Source organism: Streptomyces sp. G5(2025) (assembly GCF_049542075.1).
Lineage (GTDB): Bacteria > Actinomycetota > Actinomycetes > Streptomycetales > Streptomycetaceae > Streptomyces.
This window is the reverse complement of record NZ_JBMUZT010000006.1, coordinates 3,143,024-3,164,257: the sequence shown is the minus strand read 5'-3', so window position 1 is coordinate 3,164,257 and position 21,234 is coordinate 3,143,024. Positions and strand designations below refer to the sequence as shown.

Sequence of the window (21,234 nt, the reverse complement as noted above, 5' to 3'; positions counted from 1 at the left end):
ACAGGTCGGCGCCTTTTCGGACGCGGATGACGAGGCAACCGTGGTAGTCCTCGCCGGTGTTCTTGCGTCGGGATCAACAGTTCGAGGGATAACGGCAGGTTTCGCTTCCGTTCGAACGGTGCGTGTGCCGGATCACCACGCCGGAAACTCACCGGAAAACCGGGGAGGAACGCCCGTACGCTGGAAGGCATGACCACGACGGGGGACGACCACACCGCGGCCTTGACCGGGCCGTGGTGGTGGGAGAGGCGGCGCGGGGCCGCGTTGGATGTGGGGCTCGCGGTGGTGTCCGCGGCGGAGTGCGGGGCACAGGGCGTCGCGTTCGCGCGGGACGCCGGGTTGCCGACGGCGGTGGGGGTCGGCTTCGGGGCGCTCGCGGGCGCCGCGCTGATGTTCCGCCGTCGCTGGCCCGTGGCCGTGGTGCTGATATCCATCGCGATCACACCCGCCCAGATGGGCTTTCTGCTGACGATCGTCGGCCTGTACACACTGGCGGCCTCGGAGCTGCCGCGCCGGATCACGGGCGCGCTGGCGGCGATGTCGATGGCCGGGACGTTGATCGTGGCGCTGGTGCGGGCCAGCCAGGATCTGGCGGAGGAGGGGACGCATCCGCCGATCGGGAGCGAGTTCGTGCCGTTCTTCGCGGTGGCCGCGGCGATAGGTGTGACGGCTCCGCCGGTGCTGCTGGGGCTGTATGTGGGGGCGCGGCGACGGTTGATGGAGAGTCTGCGGGAGCGTGCGGACGACCTTGAGCGGGAGCTTCAGCTGCTGGCCGAGCGGGCGGAGGAGCGTGCGGAGTGGGCGCGTAATGAGGAGCGGACGCGGATCGCCCGTGAGATGCATGACGTGGTGGCGCACCGGGTGAGTCTGATGGTGGTGCATGCGGCGGCGTTGCAGGCGGTGGCGCGGAAGGATCCGGAGAAGGCGGTGAGGAACGCGGCGTTGGTCGGTGACATGGGCCGGCAGGCGTTGACGGAGCTGCGGGAGATGCTCGGGGTGTTGCGTACGGGGGATGGGGGCAAGGCCGCGAAGCGGGTGGAGCCGGTGCCGTTGGCGGCTGTGGGGTATGCGGCGGCGGCCGCGGCGTCGCGTGCGGTGGATGAGGACGGTCCGTGTCTGGCGGAGCTGGATGAGCTGGTGGGGCAGTCGCGGGCGGCGGGCATGGCGGTGGATCTGTCGGTGGAGGGCGAGCCGCGTGGTTATGCCGCGGATGTGGAGCAGACGGCGTATCGCGTGGTGCAGGAGGCGTTGACCAACGTCCATAAGCACGCGGCGGGTGCGAAGACGTATGTGCGGTTGGCGCACCGGGCGGCGGAGATCGCGATGCAGGTGGAGAACGAGCCGCCGCCGGAGGCGGGTTCGACGGCGGACGCGCGGCTGCCGAGTGGCGGCAATGGGCTGGTGGGGATGAAGGAGCGGGTGACGGGGCTGGGTGGGGTGTTCGTGTCGGGGCCGACGGATGGGGGCGGTTTCCGGGTGTCGGCGGTGCTTCCCGCGGCGGTTCCGGCCGGGGGGTAGGTGTCCGAGGCGGTTCCGGCCGGGGGGTAGGTGTCCGAGGCGGTTCCGGCCGGGGGGAAATGTCCGTGGCGGTTCCAGCTGGGGGGAGGTGTCCGCGGCGGGTGTGTGGGCGCTGCTTGCCGGGGGGTGTGGGGGTTGTTGCCGTGGGCGGGTCGGTGTGGCTGGGCGTCGCGGGCCTGTTGCCGGTGCGTGCCGGGTGTGCTGCCCGCGTCGCCGTGTGCGCCGGGGGTCAGGTGGCCGTGAGGCGGGTGGGCTGGGCGCCGGTGATCAGGGTGGCGAGGGCCTGGTCGAGGTGGGCGCCGAGGAACCAGTCGCCGCTGTGGTCGAGGCTGTAGACGCGGGCGTCGGTGTCGATGGCGAGCAGGGCCTGGGTCTCGGTCTCCTCGCCGATGGGGCATACCTCGGAGTCGAGGGCGCGGCCGAGGTCGCCGAGAGTGCGGGCGAGGTGGAGGCCGTACATCGGGTCGAGGTGGATGGTGGCGGGGGCGATCTGGCGGCCGGGTCCCTGTGGGGTGATGTGCAGTCCGCCGAATTCGGCCCAGGCCTCGACGGCGGCGGGGAAGACGGCGTGGCGGTGTCCGGCGGGTGAGGTGTGGCGGCGCAGGGCGTCGGCCCAGATCTCGGCCTGTTTGATGTCCCAGCGTCCCGGGCGCCAGCCCGCGGCGCGCAGGGCGGCGTCGACGGGGACGGGGAATCGGGTGCTGCCGCCCGCCGGGACGGCGGTGGCGGCGGTGGGGTCGGCGTGCATGGGATGGCCCTTGTTCGGTCGGGGCGGTCTGGGTGGCTGCCAGGACGGTGGGGCGGTGGGACGGTGGGTCAGGGAGGTGTCGGTCGCTGCTGGTGTCCGGCGTCGGTCAGGCTTCGGTTGCCGTCGGGTCCACGACTCGTACGCCGAAGTGCGCCGTGAGGGCGGTACAGGAGCGGCAGGGCTGGGCGAAGGAGCCGTGGAGGGGGTCGCCGTCCTCACGGATGCGGCGGGTGGTGAGTTTGGCGTGTTTGAGCGCTTTGCGGGCCTCGCCGTTGGTCATGGGTTTGCGGGCGGCCCGTTTGGAGCGGCCGGCGTCCGCGGTGGTGAGGTGGCGGGAGATGAGGATGGCTTCGGCGCAGCGGCCGGTGAAGCGTTCGCGCTGGCCGCTGGTGAGGGTGTCGAGGAAGTCCTGGACGAGCGGGTGGAGCGTGGGTGGTTCCTCGCCGCGCCTGGCGGTGCAGGTGAGGGTGGTCTGGCCGCGTACGGAGAGTGCGGCGGCGACGGTCGGCAGGATGCCGTCGCGGCGTTGGCGCAGGATGGGTGCGAGGGCGGCGGTGCTGCTCCAGCCGACGCGTGGGTCGCCGGAGGCCGCGGCGGGTGGCGTTGTTTCCACCGGTGCGGGTGCCGTCGTGGACGGTGTGTGGCCGGTGGTGTCGCTCTGTGCCGTGTTGATCATGCTGTTGTCCCTCCCCCTGCTCGCGGTCGTCACCGCTGTGTGCCACGCCCCCGCGTCGCGGGGGACAGCCTGCCAAATGGGGCGGGTGGTGCGGAAGCTGGGGCACCGCGACACGCCTGGCTGCGCGTCGGGTTTCGTCGCACGGTGACCGGCCGGTGGCTGCTGGTCATGGAACCGGAGGCCCGGTGACCGGTGTCGTCCTTACGCATAGGCTGTGTCGGCGTCCGTAGTGCCGGGGGCCGTGGGGCGCGAGTCCGGCGGCGCCGGAATCCGCGGGACCAGAACCAGAACCAGAACAGAACCACAGCCAGAGCCAGTAGCAGAATCAGGATCTTCACCGTGCCGCAGGGGGCAACCGCCATGACGACAGGTCGGCTGGGGCAGCAGTCCGCGCCGCCGAACGCGGCCTACGCCGGGCAGGTCGTGCACTTCCCGGATCCGGTCCGCGCCGCCCGCCATCCCAGAGGGGTGCGGGTGGACGAGCGGGGCTATCCGGACTTCTCGGCCTACGCCCGGGCCGCCGCGGAGGTCGCGGAGCCCCCGGAGGGCTTCGGTGTCGATGAACTGCGCCTGACGGATTACGTGTCGGCGAACGCGGCGCTGGCGGCGGACGGCCATGACCTGTGGGACACGATTCCCGCGGTGGCGACCCCGCACGGCTGGACCTGGCATCACGTGCCGGGCGGTCGGCGGCTTGAGCTGGTGCCGGTCGAGGTGAAGGCGTTGCTGCGGCATCACGGTGGGATCGCGACGACGGCCGTGGACCACGAGAAGAGGGGGACGCGTCCGTTGCAGGAGACGCGTCCGGCGCACTTCGGTCTGCCGAAGGCGGCGGTCGCGGTGACGGAGCAGCAGGTGCAGGGCGTGGAGGAGGACCTGGGGTATCGGCTGCCGGGTGCCTACCGTTCGTTCTTGAAGGCGGCGGGTGGCTGCGCGCCGGTCGGGGCGGCGCTGGACGCCGAGTTGGGGCTGCTGGTGGACCAGCCGTTCTTCACGGTGCGCGACGAGGCCGCGGTCAATGACCTGGTGTACGTCAACAAGTGTCTGCGCGACCATCTCACCAAGGACTATCTGGGTGTCGGGTTCGTGCAGGGCGGGCTGCTCGCCGTGAAGGTCAAGGGGGAGCGGGTCGGTTCGGTGTGGTTCTGCGCGTACGACGACGTGCGGGACGTCTCGGAGGCGGCCGCGTGGCCGCCGGCGGAGCGTGTGCGGCGGTTGCTGTTGCCGTGCGGTGACGACTTCGACGCGTTTCTGGGGCGGCTGGCGGGCAATCCGCCGGAGCTGGAGACCGTGGCGAACCTGATGGTGGACGGCGGCTTCGCGCGCGCTGTTCCCGTGTCCTCGGCTGGGGAGTGACTAGGCGATGGTGACCTTCGCGCAGGCGCAGGAGCGCGCCGAAGAGTGGATCAACGGCGAGGTGCCGGGTTATCAGCACCGCGAGGTGCGGGTGCGGGAGTTCGACCTCGGGTTCGTGGTCTGGGCCGAGGACCGCCAGGACGGCCCGGTGTCCGACGGTGGGGCCCAGCGGCTCGTCATCGCGCGGGACAGCGGTGAGGCGACGCTGTGGCCCTCGCTGCCGGTGGGTGAGGTGATCCGCCGGTACGAGGAGGAGTACGGCCTGCCGGACGCGGTACCGCAGGACGCGGTGCCGCCGCCTGCGGAGCGGGTCGATCTGAATCAGACGTCGTTCCTGCTGACTCCTCCGGAGTGGCTTCAGGAGGCGGCGGACAAGATGGGGATCCCGGACCGCCGCGGGGGCGCGTCCGCTTCGGGTGCGGAGGTGGACGCGGGCGCGGATTCGGGTGCGGGGGCCGTGGTGGCTTCCGGCGCGGGCCCGGCTGCCGCGTTCAACGACGCGCCGGACGCGGGGGGTTCGGCGCCGCCGGCTCCCACGGACGCCGGGATGCCCCTGCCTCCCGTCGCTCCGGGTGGCGGTACGCCGTGGCCGGCGGCCGGTGCTGCGGACGGTGACGACGAGGCCGTGCGGGACGACGGCCTGGCCGTCACGTCGCCGGGTGCGCCCGCGGGGGCGACGCCGTGGGCCGGTACGGACACCAACGCCGACGCGGCCGAGGACCATTCGGTGCCGCTGCCCGCGACGGTGTTCTCGCCGCCGCTGTCCGTGCTGGGCGAGGACGACACGCCGCCGCCCGGTGTCGCGCCGGACGCCAAGACGGCGCTGATGCACGGCGGCAGCCAGCTGCCTGCCACGGCGATCGCCCCGGCCCTGGACGGCCCGTCCCCGTCCCCGGCCACACCGGCGCCGCCCGTGGGTTCGGCGACTCCGCCCCCGCCCACCGGCACGTCGGCACCGCCGCCGGGGGGCGACGCTTCGGCGTATGGGTATCCGCAGGGGCCGGGTGCGCCGGGCGCTTCGGGCGCTCCGGGCGTGGCTGGGGTGAACTCGACCCAGCCGCCTGCTGGTTCGCCGGCTCAGCCGGGGGCCGACGTGTCCGCGTATGGGTATCCGCAGGGGCCGGGTGCGCCGGGCGCTTCGGTTGGAGTGAAGTCGCCGCAGCCGCCGGCTGGTTCGCCGGTCCAGTCGGGGGCCGACGCTTCGGCGTACGGGTATCCGCAGGGCCCCGGTGCTCCGGGGGCCGCTGGGGGCAACTCGCCGCAGCCGCCCGTTGGCCCGTCGGCCCCGCCGCCGGGAGCCGATGCCTCCGCGTACGGGTATCCGCAGGGGCCGGGTGCTCCGGGTGCCGCTGGGGGTAGCTTGGCGCAGCCGCCCGTTGGTCCGTCGGCCCCGCCGCGGGGGGCGACTCTTCCGCGTACGGGTATCCGCAGGGGCCCGGTGCTCCGGGCGCTCCGGGTGTCGCTGGGGGTAACCCGCCGCAGCCGCCCGCTGGTTCACCGGTTCCGCCGCCGGGGGCCGATGCCTCCGCGTACGGGTATCCGCAGGGGCCTGGTGCCGTCGGCGGTGCGACTCCGCCGCCCGGTGCGCCCGGTGTGGGTACGCCGCCGCCGTCCGGGCCCGGTGCGCCCGGTACTCCCGCCGGTGGGTATGTCCCGACGCAGCTGGTCTCCTCCCTCGGGCCGGACGGGCAGCCGCCGGTCGCGCCCGCGGCTCCCGGTGCGCCGCAGCCGCCCGGCCCCCCCGGTCCTCCCGGTGCGCCGGGTACGCCTGCCGGTGGTGTGCACCAGGCCGCGACGATGTTCGCCGACCCGAGTCTCGGCGGTCCTGGGGGGATCAAGCCGCCGGGTGCGCCCGGTGCGCCGCAGCCTCCCGGGCCGCCCGGTCCTCCTGGTGCGCCGGGTACGCCTGCCGGTGGTGTGCACCAGGCCGCGACGATGTTCGCCGACCCGAGTCTCGGCGGTCCTGGGGGGATCAAGCCGCCGGGCGCGCCCGCGGCTCCGGGTGCGCCCCAGCCTCCCGGGCCTCCCGGGGCTCCCGGCGGCGGTGTCCATCACGCCGCGACGATGCTGGCCGGTCCCGCGGTCGGCGGCCCCGGCATGCCGCCGCCGCCCGCTCCCGTGCAGCCCGGCCCGCCCGGACAGCCGTACGGCTACCCGCAGCCGCCCACCGGGCAGCCCACCGTGGGCCCCGGCTACCAGGCCGTGCTGCGCTACCGCGCGGCCGACGGCTCCGAGCAGCAGCTCATCCGCCGCTCGGCGCCCGGCACCCCGCACCCGGAGTGGCAGATCCTGCACGAGCTGCGCGGCATGAACGTGCCGCCGCAGCAGGTCCTGGAGCTCCACACCGAGCTGGAGTCCTGCGAGCTGCCGGGCGCGTACTGTGCCCGTATGATCCGCGAGACGTGGCCGCAGGCGCGGATCACGTCCATCGCCCCCTACGGCAGGGACCACGCGTCCCGGCAGCAGGGCATGCGGGAACTGATCGCGCACCAGGGTGAGTTGCACCAGGTCGCGGACGGTCCGGCGCGTCCGGCGCCGGTGCGCGCGCCGTTGCAGCAGCTGCCGCCCGCCCCGCCGATCCCGCCGGAGGGTGTGGCGCAGGAGCTGGCCGCGGCCTTCGGTCCCGGCGTCTTCCGCTTCGACCAGCGGGCGGTGTCGCGGCAGGGCGTGCCGGACATCGTGGCGCACACCCTCGTGGTGGCGGGGCTGCCCGTCGACTTCGGGCCGTTCTTCTGGGCGCAGGCCCAGCCGGGCCGGCCGGTGCCGACGCTGGCGGAGCTGGCGCAGGAGCGGGGTGTGCGGCCGGCGTCCGACGCGGGCTCGTATCTGGTGATGGGCAGCGACTTCGGGCGTGCGCTCTGTGTCCAGTACGGGACGGCGCACATCGTGGCGGTGCCGGTGGAGGCCGGTCCCGGCGGTGCTCCCGTGCCGCCGCAGTTCGTGAACACGGGTCTGCCGGAGTTCGCTCGCTGCATGGCGCTGCTCGGCCGGATGTGGCGGCTGCGCTTCGGGCTCAACCAGGAGCAGGCGGGCCGTTGGACCGTCGACTTCCAGAACCAGCTGGCGGCCCTCGACCCGGCGGCGCTCGCGTCGCCGGAGAGCTGGTGGTCGGTGCTCCTGGAGCAGATGTGGGACGGCCTGCTGTAACGGGGCGGTAGAGGCCGGCCGGGGCGTGACCTGACGGCGTACAAGAGGAGGCGCTCGACCTGGTGACGGTCGGGCGCCTTCTCGCGTGAGGGGCGGGGCGCCGCTCGTAGGGGGCCCGGCGGGGGTGAACCTGCGCCCGGATCCCGACGTCCGGCGCCGATTGCCGCATCCTTGACCTGGTGGCGTGGGCGGAGTGTCGCGTTATGAGCGCTTCCGCTTGATCCATCAAGATGTGCGCCAATCGCGCTGTACGCGCGAGGTACGTCGGAGAGGGGTTTCCCAGGATGAGCAGCAGCGGTGCATCGTCGTCGCCGTACGGCTTCACCACCGTGCGCGGGCGCGGTTACCGTCCCCAGCAGGTGGAGGCGTACGCCGCCGGACTTTCCGAGGAACGGGACGAGGCGTGGGAGCGCGCCGCCCGGCTGACCGTCCTCGCCAAGGACATGGAGGCCGAGGCCGAGCGTCTGCGCGAGGTGGTCTCCCGGCTCGCCCCCCAGACGTACGAGACCCTCGGCGGGCGGGCCCGGCAGATCCTCGCGCTGGCCGAGGAGGAGGCCGACGCCGTGCGGGAGGCGGCGCGGGCCGAGGCGCTGGCCGCCACGGAGGTGGCCGAGGCCGCGGCGCGTGAGGTGCGGGAGGCGGCCCGCGCGTACGCCGAGGAGGTGGGCGCCCAGGCCGACGAGTGGGTCGGGCGGCGGCTGGGGGAGGACCGTGCCACGGCGGACGAGGCGCGGATCTCGGCGCGGCGGGATGTGAAGGAGTGGCGGGGCGAGGCGCTGGCCGCGCTGCGGGAGACGCGGCGGCGGTGCGAGGGGCTGCTCGCCGAGCAGGAGAAGGAGCAGGCCGAGCGGTGGGAGGCGGCCGGGCGGGAGATCGCCGGGCGGGAGGCGGCGGTGGACGCGCGTGACGCGGAGCGGCTCGGCGCGGCCGAGGTGCGGCTGGTCGAGGCCGAGCGGGTCTTCGCCGAGGCGCGGGAGGCGGCGCGGCACCGGCGGGAGGACGCGCAGGCGCTGGCCGCGGAGATCGTGGCGGGGGCGCGGCTGCGGGAGGAGCGGATCGCGCGGGAGACGGAGCGGGTCCTGCGGGAGCACGGTGAGGAGTGGGACGAGGTGCGGGCCCACATGGATCACGTACGCGGCAGCCTGGCGGCGCTCACGGGGCGGGCCCCGGCGGAGGACACGCCCTGACCGCCCCGCCCGGCCTGACGTGCCCTGACACGCCCTGGGAGTCCCCCTAGGGGATGAAGCCCCTAGGGGGATGAACCTAGGGTGCTCCGTCGGTCTCCCGCCGTGTAGGGGACAACTGGTCCGGCTGCGAACCTGGTTGGCCCGGTTCGCCGCGGCTGCCCTGGTCGGCTTCCTGCGGTTCCTGGAGGACCGGGAAGCGTCGCGGTGCGACGAGGAGGAGAATGAGCAGGGCCAGGACGGCGGCGCATCCGGCGCCCACGTAGACCGCGTCGACCGCCGTGTCGACCGCCCGCCGCAGCCGGTCCGGGTCGGCCACGGAGCCGGGGTCGTCCAGGACGCGCGCCACGGAGTCGAGCGAGCCGGAGCCGCCGAGCCGTGCGCTCAGTACGCCGTTGGCGACCGCGCCGAAGAGGGCCGCGCCCAGCGTCTGGCCTATCTGGCGGCAGAAGAGGATGGAGGCGGTCGCGGTGCCGCGTTCGGCCCAGCCGACGGTGGACTGGACGCCGACGATCAGCGGGAGTTGGAAGAGGCCGAGGGCGGCGCCGAGGAGCAGCATGACGAGGGCCGGCTGCCAGGCCGCTCCGGGGTAGGGGAGCAGGGGGAAGGCGAGCAGGATCAGGGCCGCCGCGCCGATGCCGACGACCGCGGTGTTCCGGAAGCCGATCCTGCGGTAGACGTGCTGGCTGAGCGCCGCCGAGACCGGCCAGCTCAGGGTCATCACGGAGAGCACGAACCCGGCGGCGATCGGCGCGAGTCCGAGCACGGACTGGGCGTAGGTCGGCAGGAAGACCGTGGGGGCGACCATCACCAGGCCGAGCGCGCCGAGGGCGAGGTTCACGGCGGCGATGGTGCGGCGCCGCCAGACCCAGCCGGGGATGATCGGCTCCGCGGCGCGCCGTTCGATGAGGACGACGACGGCCACCAGTGCGAGGCCGGTGGCGAAGAGCGCGAGCGAGGGCGCGGAGAGCCAGGCCCAGGCGACGCCGCCCTGGACGAGGGCGGTCAGCAGGACGCCGCCGCAGGCGAAGACGGCGAGCGCGCCGGGCCAGTCGACGCGGCCCCGTGCGACGGGCTCGCGGGCCGGTTCGTGCAGGTGACGCACGATCAGCCAGAGCGCGACCGCCCCGATCGGGAGGTTGATGAGGAAGATCCAGCGCCAGTCCGCGCAGGAGGCGATGAGGCCGCCGAGGGCGGGCCCCGCGACCGCGGAGGTGGCCCACACCGTGGACAGCTTCGCCTGGATCTTGGGACGTTCCTTGAGCGGGTACAGGTCGGCGGCGAGTGTCTGCACGGTGCCCTGGATGGCGCCGCCGCCCAGGCCCTGGACGACGCGGAAGGCGATGAGCGACTCCATGTTCCAGGCGAGGGCGCAGAGCGCGGAGCCGAGCAGGAACAGCACGCTGCCCGCGATGAGCACGGGCTTGCGGCCGAAGGTGTCGGAGAGCTTGCCGTAGACGGGCAGGGTGACCGTGGCGGCGAGGAGGTAGCCGGAGAAGAGCCAGGAGAAGATCGGGAAGCCGCCGAGGGAGCCCACGATCTGGGGGACGGCGGTCGACACGATCGTGGAGTCGACGGCGGTCAGCGCCATGGAGAGCATCAGCGCGGCGACGACCGCGCCCCGGCCCCGTATCGCGTCCCGTGCGTCCGTGTCCGTTCCCGTCCCCACGGTGATTCCTTTCCCCTGCGCCGGTTGCTGCGGGCCACTTTCTCACCCGTCGGGGGTGGAGGGCAGGGTGGAGGCGTCCCTGAGGCGGCCTCCACCGGCGGGTGGAGAACCCCTAGGGGAATCTCCGTACTCCGGACCGGGGAGGGCTCGTACCACTGGAGGATGAGCGGGCCCCGGCCGGTCCTTAGATTGGCTTTACGGCGCACCGCGGACTGGCTCTACGGCGCGCCGCACGGGTGGGGGTGGGGTTTTCCCCCGGAAAAGAGTGCGCTGAGCATCAGCGCGCCGGGGCCCCACGGGACACCAGACTTGTCCGTACGGCGGACAATCAACTCTTCGCAAGACCGACATAGGAGACTTACCGTGACAACGGCTGTGAGCACACCCAAGCACGGGGGCACGGGAGGGCGTACGGCCGTGGCGGCACGGGCGCGCCAAGTAGTGAAGGCGTACGGCTCCGGAGAGACCCGCGTCGTCGCGCTCGACGGGATCGACGTGGACATCGCCCGCGGGCAGTTCACCGCGATCATGGGCCCCTCCGGCTCCGGCAAGTCCACCCTGATGCACTGCCTCGCGGGCCTCGACACGGTGAGCAGCGGGCAGATCTTCCTCGACGACACCGAGATCACCGGTCTGAAGGACAAGAAGCTCACGCGGCTGCGCCGGGACCGGATCGGCTTCATCTTCCAGGCGTTCAACCTGCTCCCGACGCTCAACGCCCTGGAGAACATCACGCTCCCGATGGACATAGCCGGCCGTAAGCCCGACCGTGCCTGGCTCGACCAGGTCGTGGAGACCGTCGGTCTCGCCGAACGCCTCAAGCACCGCCCGACGGAGCTCTCCGGCGGCCAGCAGCAGCGCGTCGCCGTGGCCCGCGCGCTCGCCTCGCGGCCCGAGATCATCTTCGGGGACGAGCCGACCGGGAACCTCGACTCCCGTGCCGGAGCGGAGGTGTTGGGCTTCCTGCACCGGTCCGTGACCGACCTCGGCCAGACCATCGTGATGGTCACGCACGACCCGGTCGCCGCCTCGTACGCGGACCGGGTGCTGTACCTCGCCGACGGCCGGATCGTCGACGAGATGTACAACCCCACCGCCGACCAGGTCCTCGACCGCATGAAGTCGTTCGACGCGCGGGGGCGCACGTCATGACCGTCCTCAAGACCTCCCTGCGCAACTTCTTCGCGCACAAGGGCCGCATGGCGCTCTCCGCCGTGGCCGTCGTCCTGTCGGTGGCGTTCGTGTGCGGCACGCTCGTCTTCTCCGACACGATGAGCACCACCTTCGACAAGCTCTTCGCGGCGACCTCCGCCGATGTCACGGTCTCCCCCAAGACCGCCGAGGACGCGGGGGAGGCGCCCCGCAGCGGCAGGCCCGAGTCGATGCCCGCCTCTGTGGTCGACAAGGCCGGGAAGGCGGCGGGCGCCAAGTCCGCCGAGGGCGCCGTCAGCAGCCAGAGCGTGACCGTCGTCGACTCCGACAACAAGAACCTGGGCCCCACCAACGGCGGCCCGACCATCGCCGGCAACTGGACGCGCAACGAGCTGCGTTCGATGGACATCACCTCCGGGCACGCCCCGCGCGGGCCCACCGAGGTGATGGTCGACGCCGACACCGCCGACAAGCACGACCTGAAGATCGGCGACGAGCTGCGCACCATCGCCGCCACCGGCGACCACACCGCGAAGATCTCCGGCATCGCCACCTTCAAGGTGACCAACCCCGGCGCCGCGATCGTCTACTTCGACACCGCCACCGCCCAGCGCGAACTCCTCGGCGCCACCGGCCGGTTCACGCACGTCAACGTCACCGCCGACGCGGGGGTGAGCGACACCCGGCTCAAGGCGAGCGTCGCGGCCGCCGTGGACGAGGCCGGCACGTCCGCGTACGACATCAGGACGCAGAAGGAGACCGCGGACGAGAACCGCAAGTCGGTCGGCGGCTTCCTGAACGTCATGAAGTACGCGATGCTCGGCTTCGCCGGGATCGCCTTCCTCGTCGGCATCTTCCTCATCATCAACACCTTCTCGATGCTGGTCGCCCAGCGCACCCGCGAGATCGGCCTGATGCGCGCCATCGGCTCCAGCCGGGGGCAGGTCAACCGCTCCGTGCTCGTCGAGGCGCTGCTGCTCGGTGTGTTCGGCTCCGTCCTCGGCGTCGGCGCGGGCATCGGCCTCGCCGTCGGCCTGATGAAGCTCATGTCCGGCATGGGCATGGAACTGTCCACCGGTGACCTCACCGTCAACTGGACGACCCCCGTGGTCGGCATGGTCCTCGGCGTCGTCGTCACCGTCCTCGCCGCCTACCTCCCCGCACGACGGGCCGGCCAGGTCTCCCCGATGGCCGCCCTGCGCGACGCGGGCACCCCGGCCGACGGCCGGGCGAGCGTGCTGCGCGCCGTCATCGGCCTGGTCCTCACCGGCGCGGGCGGCCTCGGCCTCTACGCCGCCGGGCAGGCCGACCAGGCCAAGGAGGGTTCGCTCCTGCTGGGCGGCGGGATCGTCCTGACCCTCGTCGGGTTCGTCGTGATCGGCCCGGTGCTCGCCTCCGGTGTCGTCCGCGTCATCAGCGCGGTGCTGCTGCGGGCGTTCGGCCCGGTCGGGCGGATGGCCGAGCGCAACGCCCTGCGTAACCCGCGCCGCACCGGTGCCACCGGCGCGGCCCTGATGATCGGCCTCGCGCTGGTCGCCTGCCTCTCCGTGGTCGGCTCCTCGATGGTCGCCTCGGCCACCGACGAGCTGGACAAGTCGGTCGGCGCGGACTTCATCGTCCAGCCCACCCAGCCCGGCGGCTTCATCACCCCGAAGGCCGCCGAGGCCCTGGAGAAGGCCGACCACATCGGCCACATCACCCGCTACAAGCAGATCAGGGCGGACGTGACGACCCCCGGCGGCAAGGCCGTGGACGGTGTCGGACTGAGCGCCGCCGACCCGACGTACGCCAAGGACCTGCGTCGCGAGACGGTCGCCGGTGACCTGGCCGCGGCGTACGGGAAGAACGCCATGTCGGTCGGCGACGAGTTCGCGAAGAAGCACCGCCTGAAGGTCGGCGACGAGCTGAAGGTCGCCTTCGAGCACGGGAAGAAGACCGCCGAGCTGAGGGTCGCGGCGATCACCTCGGACGAGGGCACCGTCGACAAGGGCGCGATGTACCTGAACATCACGACCCTGGAGAAGTACGTCCCCGCCGACCGGATGCCGCAGAACGACATCATGTTCGCCACGGCCGCCAAGGGCCAGGAGGACGCCGCGTACCAGTCCCTGAAGGACTCCCTGGCCGCGTACCCGCAGTACAAGGTCATGGACCAGACCGACTTCAAGCAGACCCTGAAGGACCAGGTCGGGCAGATGCTGAACATGGTCTACGGCCTGCTGGGCCTCGCCATCATCGTGGCGATCCTCGGTGTGGTGAACACCCTCGCCCTGTCGGTCGTCGAGCGGACCCGGGAGATCGGCCTGATGCGGGCCATCGGCCTCTCGCGCCGCCAGCTGCGCCGCATGATCCGCCTGGAGTCCGTGGTCATCGCGCTCTTCGGCGCGCTGCTCGGCCTCGGGCTCGGGATGGGCTGGGGGGCGACGGCACAGAAGCTGCTGGCCCTGGAGGGTCTGAAGGTCCTTCAGATCCCGTGGCCGACGATCATCGCGGTCTTCGTCGGGTCGGCGTTCGTGGGCCTCTTCGCGGCGCTGGTCCCGGCCTTCCGGGCGGGCCGCATGAACGTCCTGAACGCCATCGCCACCGAATAGCCACCGCCACGGGGGTGCGGGGAAGACGGCCCCGGCGGGCACGCGTCACGCGCGTCCGCCGGGGCCGTCCGCCGTCCGCCGCCCGCCGTCTCAGGCCCGACGCAGCAGCACGAAGCCGTAGGCGGTGTCCTCGGCGACGTACTGCACACCCGGGTGCAGCTTCTCCGCGTACGCGACGGGGTCCTTCGTCCAGCCGGAGCGGATGTCGAGGGCGACGTACTTCGGGACGACCGGGCGGGCCGCGCCCACCCAGAAGACGCGGGCGCGGGAGGTGAGCCGGCTGATGGGCCCTATGTTCGCCTCGACGGTGGCGCCGTCCGGTACCCGCTCCAGCATCCGCTCCACCGCCTCGACCCGCCCGCTCTTCTCGTACGTCGCCGACTCGGTGAGGCCCGCGAGGGGCAGGGAGGTCGTCAGGGCCAGCGCGGCGGCGGCCGCGCAGGCCGGCAGCCGGTCGGCGTACTCGCGCAGCCACGGCCGCCCGGCGCGGCGGAAGATGGCGACGGCGTCGACGAGGGCCAGCATGACCACCGGCATCAGGACGGCGCTGTAGTGCCAGTCGGTGCCCCAGTAGTGGTCGTCGGCGGACAGGAAGCGCCAGCCGAGGGTGGGCAGCGCGACGATCAGCAGCGGCGAGCGCAGGGCGAGCAGCCCGGTGGTGGGGATCAGCAGCCAGGCGAGGGTCCGCACCTTGGTGTCGAGCCCGCCGAACGCCCCGGCGGCCGCGCCGCCCTCGCCGACCTTGTCCCAGTAGTCGTACGCGCCCACCGAGTTGAAGACCGGGATGATCAGGGTGAGCGTGACGACGGTGGCGACGGCCCCGAACGCGGCGACGCCCAGCGCGTAGGGCACGGCCTTCGGGTTTCCGCGGCGGGCCCGGATCGCCACCACCAGGGCGATGGCGGTGAGCGTCACGCCCAGGTCCTCCTTGACGAGGACCAGCGGCAGCGCCCACAGCAGCGCGGCCCGCCACCGTTGCCGCAGCAGGGCCTCCAGGGAGAACGCGATCAGCGGTACGGCGAAGCAGATCTCGTGGAAGTCGAAGTCGGCGGCGCGCTGGATGCCCCAGGACAGTCCGTAGGCGATGCCCACCGCGAGGCCCGAGGCGCGCCCAAGGAGCCGGGTCGCGGCGCGCGTGACGGGGATCGCGGAGACGGCGAAGAGCAGGGCCTGCGCGACGAGCAGCGTGACGGGGGAGGGGAAGAGGCGGTAGGCGGGCGCGAGGAGCGCCGTGACGGGGCTGAAGTGGTCGCCGAGGATGTTGGCGCCGGGCCCCTTGAGGTCGGCGACCGGCACCTGGAGGTGGGCGTAGGCCCGCACGGCCTGCTCGAAGATCCCGAGGTCCCAGGAACGGCTCTCCATACGGCGGTACCGGCTGACGGACAGCACGGCGTAGGCGAGGAACAGCGCCGCCGCGAGGAGATAGGGGACGCGGTCCCAGACGCCGCGGCGGCCCGGGCGAGGGGCGGCCGGGGTCTGGTCCCGCGGCGGTATGAGCTCCTCGCCGCGCTCCAGGGCGGGGGCGTCGGGCTTGGCTCCGGGCATGGGGTGGCTTTCTGGTCGGAGAGAGGCAAGGGCCGGCCTCAAGATCAGCCCCTCCGGCGTGTGAGGAGCGGGGCCCGGGGCGAAGCCGCGTGGCGGGAGGCTTACCCCGTTTCCGGAACATTGTGCGCCAGCACGGCCCCGGACTCACCGGGCGGGCCCCGTGCCGGCGGGCCCAGTGCCGGGGGCCCGGGTTCCGGGCGGCCCGCGTTGAGGGGGCTCGCGTGCTGGGTGGCCCCCGGGCTGGGTGGCCTGTGTGCTGGGTGGTCCCTGAGTCGGGTGGCCCCCGGGGCGGGTGGTCCCTGAGTCGGGTGGCCCGTGTGCCGGGTGGCTCACGTGCCGGTTGGTAGCCGTGCTGAGCAGCCTAGTGCCGGCTGGGTCCCTGAGCCGGACTGCCCCCGTGCCGGTTGGCCCCTGAGCCGGGCAACCCCGTGCCGGTCGGCTCCCCGTGCAGGCTGGGCCCCCCGGGCCGGTTGGCCCCCGCGCCGGGTGGCCCCCGGGCCGGTGGTCCCTGAGCCCGGCGGCCCGGGGCCCGGCGGCTGCGGGCTCCGGGCCGGGTGAGCCGCGGTGGGCGGTCCGGAGTCGTACGCTGGAGGGCCCCGGCCCGTGCGACGTGCCGGGCAGTTCGCGTTGCCCACCCACTCCGGTCACCCCCGGTACCGGTACCTGGACGGAAAGCCTTCCATGAGCCTGCACGGTCTGCTCGACGCTGTCGTCAAGGACTCGGCACTCGCCGAGGCGGTCAAGGCCGCCGCCGACGGCAACCGCACCCACGTCGACCTGGTCGGCCCGCCCGCCGCGCGCCCCTTCGTGGTGGCGGCGCTGGCCCGCGAGTCCGGCCGCCCCGTCCTGGCCGTGACAGCCACGGGCCGCGAGGCGGAGGACCTGGCCGCGGCGCTGCGCACGATCCTGCCGCCGGACGGCGTCGTGGACTACCCGTCCTGGGAGACCCTCCCGCACGAGCGCCTCTCGCCCCGCTCCGACACGGTCGGCCGCCGCCTCGCCGTGCTGCGGCGCCTCGCGCACCCCCGCCCGGACGACCCCGAGACCGGCCCGGTCTCCGTCGTCGTCGCGCCGGTCCGCTCCGTGCTCCAGCCGCAGGTCAAGGGCCTGGGCGACCTGGAGCCGGTGGCCTTGCGCTCCGGTGAGACCACCGACCTGAACGCGGTCGTCGAGGCGCTCGCGGCAGCCGCGTACTCCCGGGTGGAACTGGTCGAGAAGCGCGGTGAGTTCGCCGTGCGCGGCGGCATCCTCGACGTGTTCCCGCCGACCGAGGAGCACCCGCTGCGCGTGGAGTTCTGGGGCGACGACGTCGAGGAGATCCGCTACTTCAAGGTCGCCGACCAGCGCTCCCTTGAGGTCGCCGAGCACGGCCTGTGGGCGCCACCCTGCCGCGAGCTGCTGCTCACCGACGACGTACGGCAGCGGGCGGCGGCCCTCGCCGAGCAGCACCCGGAGCTGGGCGAGCTGCTCGGCAAGATCGCCGAGGGTATCGCGGTCGAGGGCATGGAGTCCCTCGCGCCGGTCCTGGTGGACGACATGGAGCTGCTGCTCGACGTCATGCCGAAGAACAGCATGGCGGTGGTCTGCGACCCGGAGCGGGTGCGCACGCGCGCGGCGGACCTGGTGGCGACGTCGCAGGAGTTCCTCCAGGCCAGCTGGGCGGCGACGGCCGGCGGCGGCGACGCCCCGATCGACGTGGGCGCGGCGTCCCTGTGGGGCATCGCGGACGTCCGCGACCACGCGCGCGACCTGGGCATGATGTGGTGGTCGGTGAGCCCCTTCGCCGCCGACGAGGAGCTGGACGCCGACACGCTCAAGCTCGGCATGCACGCCCCGGAGTCCTACCGCGGCGACACCGCGAAGGCCCTCGCGGACACCAAGGGCTGGCTCGCCGACGGCTGGCGCACGGTGTACGTCACCGAGGGCCACGGCCCCGCCGCCCGTACCGTCGAAGTCCTCGGCGGCGAGGGCATCGCGGCCCGCCTTGACGGCGACCTGACCGAGCTGACGCCGTCGCTGGTGCACGTCTCCTGCGGCTCGATCGACTACGGCTTCGTCGACCCCGCGCTGAAGCTCGCCGTCCTCACCGAGACCGACCTCTCGGGGCAGAAGGCCGCCGGCAAGGACGGCCAGCGCATGCCCGCGCGCCGCCGCAAGACGATCGACCCGCTGACCCTGGAGGCCGGCGACTACATCGTCCACGAGCAGCACGGCGTGGGCCGCTACATCGAGATGGTGCAGCGCACCGTCCAGGGCGCCACCCGCGAGTACCTCGTCGTGGAGTACGCCCCCGCCAAGCGCGGCCAGCCCGGCGACCGCCTCTACATCCCCACCGACCAGCTGGAGCAGATCACCAAGTACGTCGGCGGCGAGGCCCCCACCCTGCACCGCCTGGGCGGCGCCGACTGGACGAAGACCAAGGCGCGCGCGAAGAAGGCGGTCAAGGAGATCGCCGCCGACCTCATCAAGCTGTACTCCGCCCGCATGGCCGCCCCCGGCCACGCCTTCGCCCCCGACACGCCCTGGCAGCGCGAGCTGGAGGACGCCTTCCCGTACGCGGAGACGCCCGACCAGCTCACCACGATCGCCGAGGTCAAGGAGGACATGGAGAAGACGGTCCCGATGGACCGCCTGATCTGCGGCGACGTCGGCTACGGCAAGACGGAGATCGCGGTCCGCGCCGCCTTCAAGGCGGTGCAGGACGGCAAGCAGGTCGCCGTCCTCGTGCCCACCACGCTCCTGGTGCAGCAGCACTTCGGCACGTTCTCGGAGCGGTACTCGCAGTTCCCGGTCAGCGTCAAGGCGCTCAGCCGCTTCCAGACGGAGACCGAGTCCAAGGCGACCCTCGAAGGGCTGCGGGACGGCTCGGTGGACATCGTCATCGGCACGCACCGCCTCTTCTCCTCCGAGACCAAGTTCAAGGACCTGGGCCTGGTCATCGTCGACGAGGAGCAGCGCTTCGGCGTCGAGCACAAGGAGCAGCTGAAGAAGCTCCGGGCCAACGTCGACGTGCTGACCATGTCCGCGACCCCCATCCCCCGTACGCTCGAAATGGCCGTCACCGGCATCCGCGAGATGTCCACGATCACCACGCCGCCCGAGGAGCGCCACCCGGTCCTCACCTTCGTCGGCCCGTACGAGGAGAAGCAGATCGGCGCGGCGGTCCGCCGTGAACTGCTGCGCGAGGGCCAGGTCTTCTACATCCACAACCGCGTCGAGTCGATCGACCGCGCGGCGGCGCGGCTGCGGGACATCATCCCCGAGGCGCGCATCGCGATCGCCCACGGCCAGATGTCCGAACAGGCCCTGGAACAGGTCGTGGTGGACTTCTGGGAGAAGAAGTTCGACGTGCTCGTCTCGACGACCATCGTCGAGTCCGGCATCGACATCTCCAACGCCAACACGCTGATCGTGGAGCGCGGCGACAACTTCGGCCTCTCCCAGCTCCACCAGCTGCGCGGCCGCGTCGGCCGTGGCCGCGACCGCGGCTACGCCTACTTCCTCTACCCGCCGGAGAAGCCGCTCACCGAGACCGCCCACGAGCGGCTCGCGACCATCGCCCAGCACACCGAGATGGGCGCGGGCATGTATGTGGCGATGAAGGACCTGGAGATCCGCGGCGCCGGAAACCTGCTGGGCGGCGAGCAGTCCGGGCACATCGCGGGCGTCGGCTTCGACCTGTACGTACGGATGGTCGGCGAGGCCGTGGCCGACTACCGGGCGTCGCTGGAGGGCGGCGTGGAGGAGGAGCCGCCGCTGGAGGTCAAGATCGAGCTGCCGGTGGACGCGCACGTCCCGCACGACTACGCCCCCGGCGAGCGGCTGCGCCTCCAGGCCTACCGCGCCATCGCCTCCGCGAACACGGAGGAGGACATCAGGGCCGTACGCGAGGAACTCACCGACCGCTACGGCAAGCTGCCGGAGCCGGTGGAGAACCTGCTGCTGGTCGCGGGGCTGCGGATGCTGGCGCGGGCCTGCGGGGTCGGCGAGGTCGTCCTCCAGGGCACCAACATCCGCTTCGCGCCTGTGGAGTTGCGGGAGTCGCAGGAGCTGCGGCTCAAGCGGCTCTACCCCGGGACGGTCATCAAGGCGAACGCCCAGCAGATCCTGGTGCCGCGCCCCAAGACCGCGAAGGTCGGCGGCAAGCCGCTGGTCGGCCGGGATCTCCTCGGCTGGGTCGGGGAGTTCCTGACGTCGATCCTCGGGTCGTAGCGGCAGGGCTCAGGGGGTGGCGGTGCAGGCCTCGGCCATCGAGAGGCTGTTCTCGTAGAGGTGGTGGCGGGTGATCCGGCCGTCCGCCACGGTGAGCCGCAGCGCGAAGGGCCCCTCGAAGGACTTGCCCGTGGCCCGCACGGTGCCGGACAGGTGGCCCATCAGGACGGCGACGGCACCGTCGACCAGGAAGGTGTCGAGCGAGGCGCGGGCGTCCTCGGCGACGGTGTGGGCGGCCAGCTCCGCGGACTGGGCGGCGCATTCGGCGCCGGTGGAGCGCGGCCGTATCCACGGCACGCGGGGGTTCTCCGCGAGCATCCAGTCGACGTCGTCGGCGAAGAGCTCCACCATCCGCGCGGTGTCCCCGGCCAGGCGGGCCGCGAGGAACTCCCGCACGACGGCGCGGGTGTGCGCGGCGGTGCCGGTGGTGTCGGGCTGGGCGGTGGCGGCGTGCTGGGCGGTCATGGGTGCTCCTCGGCTCCGGACTCGGCTGATGGGCCAGATCCTGCCGGGGAGCGGGAGGACGGTCGATTACCACCGAGGTAATCCCCGCGGCCCCCGCCTTCTGGGGAGCCGGGTCAGTCCTTGAACAGTTGCTCGTCCTCGTCCCGGCACAGGCCGTGCGCGACGCCCATGATGCGGGAGGTCTGCTTCTTGGTCGTGCCGAGCCGGCGCGTGGACTTCGTGAACTGCTCGCCGAGGGCGGCGCCCCGGACGGTGCACAGCGCGTCGCCCTCCGCCACGAGCGCGGCGTCACCGATGTGGTCGAGGTCCGGGTAGTGCTTGCGCAGCGTCTTCAGGTAGAAGGCGGCCGCCGCGCCCTTCAGTCCCTTTCCCCGGGGGCTGGGAGAGGCGCTCGCCGCCGCCGGCTTGCTCGCCGCCGTCGACGCGTGGCCGGGCGGTGTGGCGGAGGTGTCGGACGAGCCGCACCCCGTGGCGCCGATCACGACGGCGGTGAGCAGGAGGGCGAGTCGGGGCAGGCGCTTGTGCATGGATCTCCCGTAGCGTGATTGATCAGCAGATATTACGGCTTCCGTGCCGCCGTTCCGGGTGGTGGAGCCAGCAGCGGCCCCGATCACGCGGCGGCTACCGTGGAGGGCGCCAAGTTCCGCCCAGGGGAGGGGAGAGCGCAGTGACGCTCAAGGTCGTGGGTCTGCGCCGGTACCCGGTGAAATCGATGCTCGGCGAGGAGCACGACCGGCTGGAGTTCGACACCGGGGGCGCCGTCGGTGACCGCCTGTGGGCCCTGCGCCACGCCGACGGCAAGCTGGGCAGCGGCAAGAACAACCAGCGCTTCCGCCGCGTCCCGGGGCTGCTTGAGCACTACGCGGCGTACGACGAGGACGGCCTGCCCGTCATCACCGCACCGGACGGCGCGACGCTGCGCCCCGGCGACCCGCGCGTCCCCGAGCGCTTCGGCGACGGCGTCGAACTGG

12 protein-coding genes and 2 pseudogenes are annotated in these 21,234 nt (G+C 73.0%); 8 read left to right on the top strand and 6 right to left on the bottom strand.

What is annotated here, in order from left to right:
* Positions 1 to 189 precede the first annotated feature (189 nt).
* Positions 190 to 1,518 carry a sensor histidine kinase gene (locus ACOBQB_RS25050; protein ID WP_423594438.1) on the top strand — a complete coding sequence of 443 codons (1,329 nt, stop codon included), beginning with the start codon at positions 190 to 192 and terminating at the stop codon, positions 1,516 to 1,518.
* A gap of 229 nt (positions 1,519 to 1,747) precedes the next feature.
* Here ACOBQB_RS25050 and ACOBQB_RS25045 read toward each other — a convergent pair whose 3' ends face one another.
* Entirely contained in the window at positions 1,748 to 2,266 is a 519-nt protein-coding gene (locus tag ACOBQB_RS25045) for an SUKH-3 domain-containing protein (protein WP_423594436.1), read from the bottom strand.
* Positions 2,267 to 2,372: 106 nt separating this feature from the next.
* Positions 2,373 to 2,942 carry a YwqJ-related putative deaminase gene (locus ACOBQB_RS25040; RefSeq protein ID WP_423594434.1) on the bottom strand — a complete coding sequence of 190 codons (570 nt, stop codon included), beginning with the start codon at positions 2,940 to 2,942 and terminating at the stop codon, positions 2,373 to 2,375.
* A 360-nt stretch (positions 2,943 to 3,302) separates the two neighbouring features.
* On the opposite strand from ACOBQB_RS25040, the gene ACOBQB_RS25035 reads away from it, so the two are divergent.
* The 3 genes and pseudogenes from ACOBQB_RS25035 to ACOBQB_RS25025 all read left to right on the top strand — a co-directional run bounded on the left by ACOBQB_RS25035 (position 3,303) and on the right by ACOBQB_RS25025 (position 8,632).
* Complete coding sequence (locus ACOBQB_RS25035) at positions 3,303 to 4,298, top strand: SMI1/KNR4 family protein (protein WP_423594432.1); 996 nt, start codon at positions 3,303 to 3,305, stop codon at positions 4,296 to 4,298.
* A 7-nt stretch (positions 4,299 to 4,305) separates the two neighbouring features.
* A pseudogene (locus ACOBQB_RS25030) lies at positions 4,306 to 7,445 on the top strand (SUKH-4 family immunity protein).
* A 284-nt stretch (positions 7,446 to 7,729) separates the two neighbouring features.
* Positions 7,730 to 8,632, top strand: coding sequence for a cellulose-binding protein (locus ACOBQB_RS25025; protein ID WP_423594430.1), 903 nt, complete (start codon positions 7,730 to 7,732; stop codon positions 8,630 to 8,632).
* A 76-nt stretch (positions 8,633 to 8,708) separates the two neighbouring features.
* Here the strand turns inward: ACOBQB_RS25025 and ACOBQB_RS25020 are convergent, their stop codons facing one another.
* Positions 8,709 to 10,304, bottom strand: a complete 1,596-nt coding sequence (locus ACOBQB_RS25020) for an MDR family MFS transporter (protein WP_423598744.1) — start codon at positions 10,302 to 10,304, stop codon at positions 8,709 to 8,711.
* A 357-nt stretch (positions 10,305 to 10,661) separates the two neighbouring features.
* Between ACOBQB_RS25020 and ACOBQB_RS25015 the strand changes: the two genes are divergently transcribed.
* Both ACOBQB_RS25015 and ACOBQB_RS25010 read left to right on the top strand, forming a co-directional pair.
* The gene (locus tag ACOBQB_RS25015) at positions 10,662 to 11,450 is read left to right on the top strand and encodes an ABC transporter ATP-binding protein (protein ID WP_423594428.1); all 789 of its coding nucleotides are present in this window, start codon (positions 10,662 to 10,664) and stop codon (positions 11,448 to 11,450) included.
* Entirely contained in the window at positions 11,447 to 14,041 is a 2,595-nt protein-coding gene (locus ACOBQB_RS25010; protein WP_423594426.1) for an ABC transporter permease, read from the top strand. The genes ACOBQB_RS25015 and ACOBQB_RS25010 overlap by 4 nt, the downstream gene beginning before the upstream one ends.
* Before the next feature lie 90 nt (positions 14,042 to 14,131).
* Here ACOBQB_RS25010 and ACOBQB_RS25005 read toward each other — a convergent pair whose 3' ends face one another.
* Entirely contained in the window at positions 14,132 to 15,586 is a 1,455-nt protein-coding gene (locus ACOBQB_RS25005) for a DUF2079 domain-containing protein (RefSeq protein ID WP_423594424.1), read from the bottom strand.
* 681 nt (positions 15,587 to 16,267) lie between these two features.
* On the opposite strand from ACOBQB_RS25005, the gene mfd reads away from it, so the two are divergent.
* On the top strand, positions 16,268 to 19,798 hold the full coding sequence (gene mfd, locus ACOBQB_RS25000) for a transcription-repair coupling factor (RefSeq protein WP_423594422.1): 3,531 nt from the start codon (positions 16,268 to 16,270) through the stop codon (positions 19,796 to 19,798).
* A 9-nt stretch (positions 19,799 to 19,807) separates the two neighbouring features.
* Here mfd and ACOBQB_RS24995 read toward each other — a convergent pair whose 3' ends face one another.
* Together ACOBQB_RS24995 and ACOBQB_RS24990 are read right to left on the bottom strand one after the other, a co-directional pair.
* Positions 19,808 to 20,263, bottom strand: a complete 456-nt coding sequence (locus tag ACOBQB_RS24995; protein WP_423594420.1) for a nuclear transport factor 2 family protein — start codon at positions 20,261 to 20,263, stop codon at positions 19,808 to 19,810.
* Between the two features lie 113 nt (positions 20,264 to 20,376).
* Complete coding sequence (locus tag ACOBQB_RS24990; RefSeq protein ID WP_423594418.1) at positions 20,377 to 20,790, bottom strand: hypothetical protein; 414 nt, start codon at positions 20,788 to 20,790, stop codon at positions 20,377 to 20,379.
* Positions 20,791 to 20,975: 185 nt separating this feature from the next.
* On the opposite strand from ACOBQB_RS24990, the pseudogene ACOBQB_RS24985 reads away from it, so the two are divergent.
* Positions 20,976 to 21,122, top strand: a pseudogene (locus tag ACOBQB_RS24985) (MOSC domain-containing protein); the annotation flags it as partial.
* Positions 21,123 to 21,234 lie beyond the last annotated feature (112 nt).

What these genes read in the sequence shown, in the direction of transcription:
- ACOBQB_RS24995 (WP_423594420.1), bottom strand. Translation starts at nt 20,263, where the DNA reads ATGACCGCCCAGCACGCCGCCACCGCCCAGCCCGACACCACCGGCACC.
- ACOBQB_RS25005 (WP_423594424.1), bottom strand. Translation starts at nt 15,586, where the DNA reads ATGCCCGGAGCCAAGCCCGACGCCCCCGCCCTGGAGCGCGGCGAGGAG.
- mfd (WP_423594422.1), top strand. Translation starts at nt 16,268, where the DNA reads ATGAGCCTGCACGGTCTGCTCGACGCTGTCGTCAAGGACTCGGCACTC.
- ACOBQB_RS24990 (WP_423594418.1), bottom strand. Translation starts at nt 20,790, where the DNA reads ATGCACAAGCGCCTGCCCCGACTCGCCCTCCTGCTCACCGCCGTCGTG.
- ACOBQB_RS25040 (WP_423594434.1), bottom strand. Translation starts at nt 2,942, where the DNA reads ATGATCAACACGGCACAGAGCGACACCACCGGCCACACACCGTCCACG.
- ACOBQB_RS25050 (WP_423594438.1), top strand. Translation starts at nt 190, where the DNA reads ATGACCACGACGGGGGACGACCACACCGCGGCCTTGACCGGGCCGTGG.
- ACOBQB_RS25010 (WP_423594426.1), top strand. Translation starts at nt 11,447, where the DNA reads ATGACCGTCCTCAAGACCTCCCTGCGCAACTTCTTCGCGCACAAGGGC.
- ACOBQB_RS25025 (WP_423594430.1), top strand. Translation starts at nt 7,730, where the DNA reads ATGAGCAGCAGCGGTGCATCGTCGTCGCCGTACGGCTTCACCACCGTG.
- ACOBQB_RS25035 (WP_423594432.1), top strand. Translation starts at nt 3,303, where the DNA reads ATGACGACAGGTCGGCTGGGGCAGCAGTCCGCGCCGCCGAACGCGGCC.
- ACOBQB_RS25045 (WP_423594436.1), bottom strand. Translation starts at nt 2,266, where the DNA reads ATGCACGCCGACCCCACCGCCGCCACCGCCGTCCCGGCGGGCGGCAGC.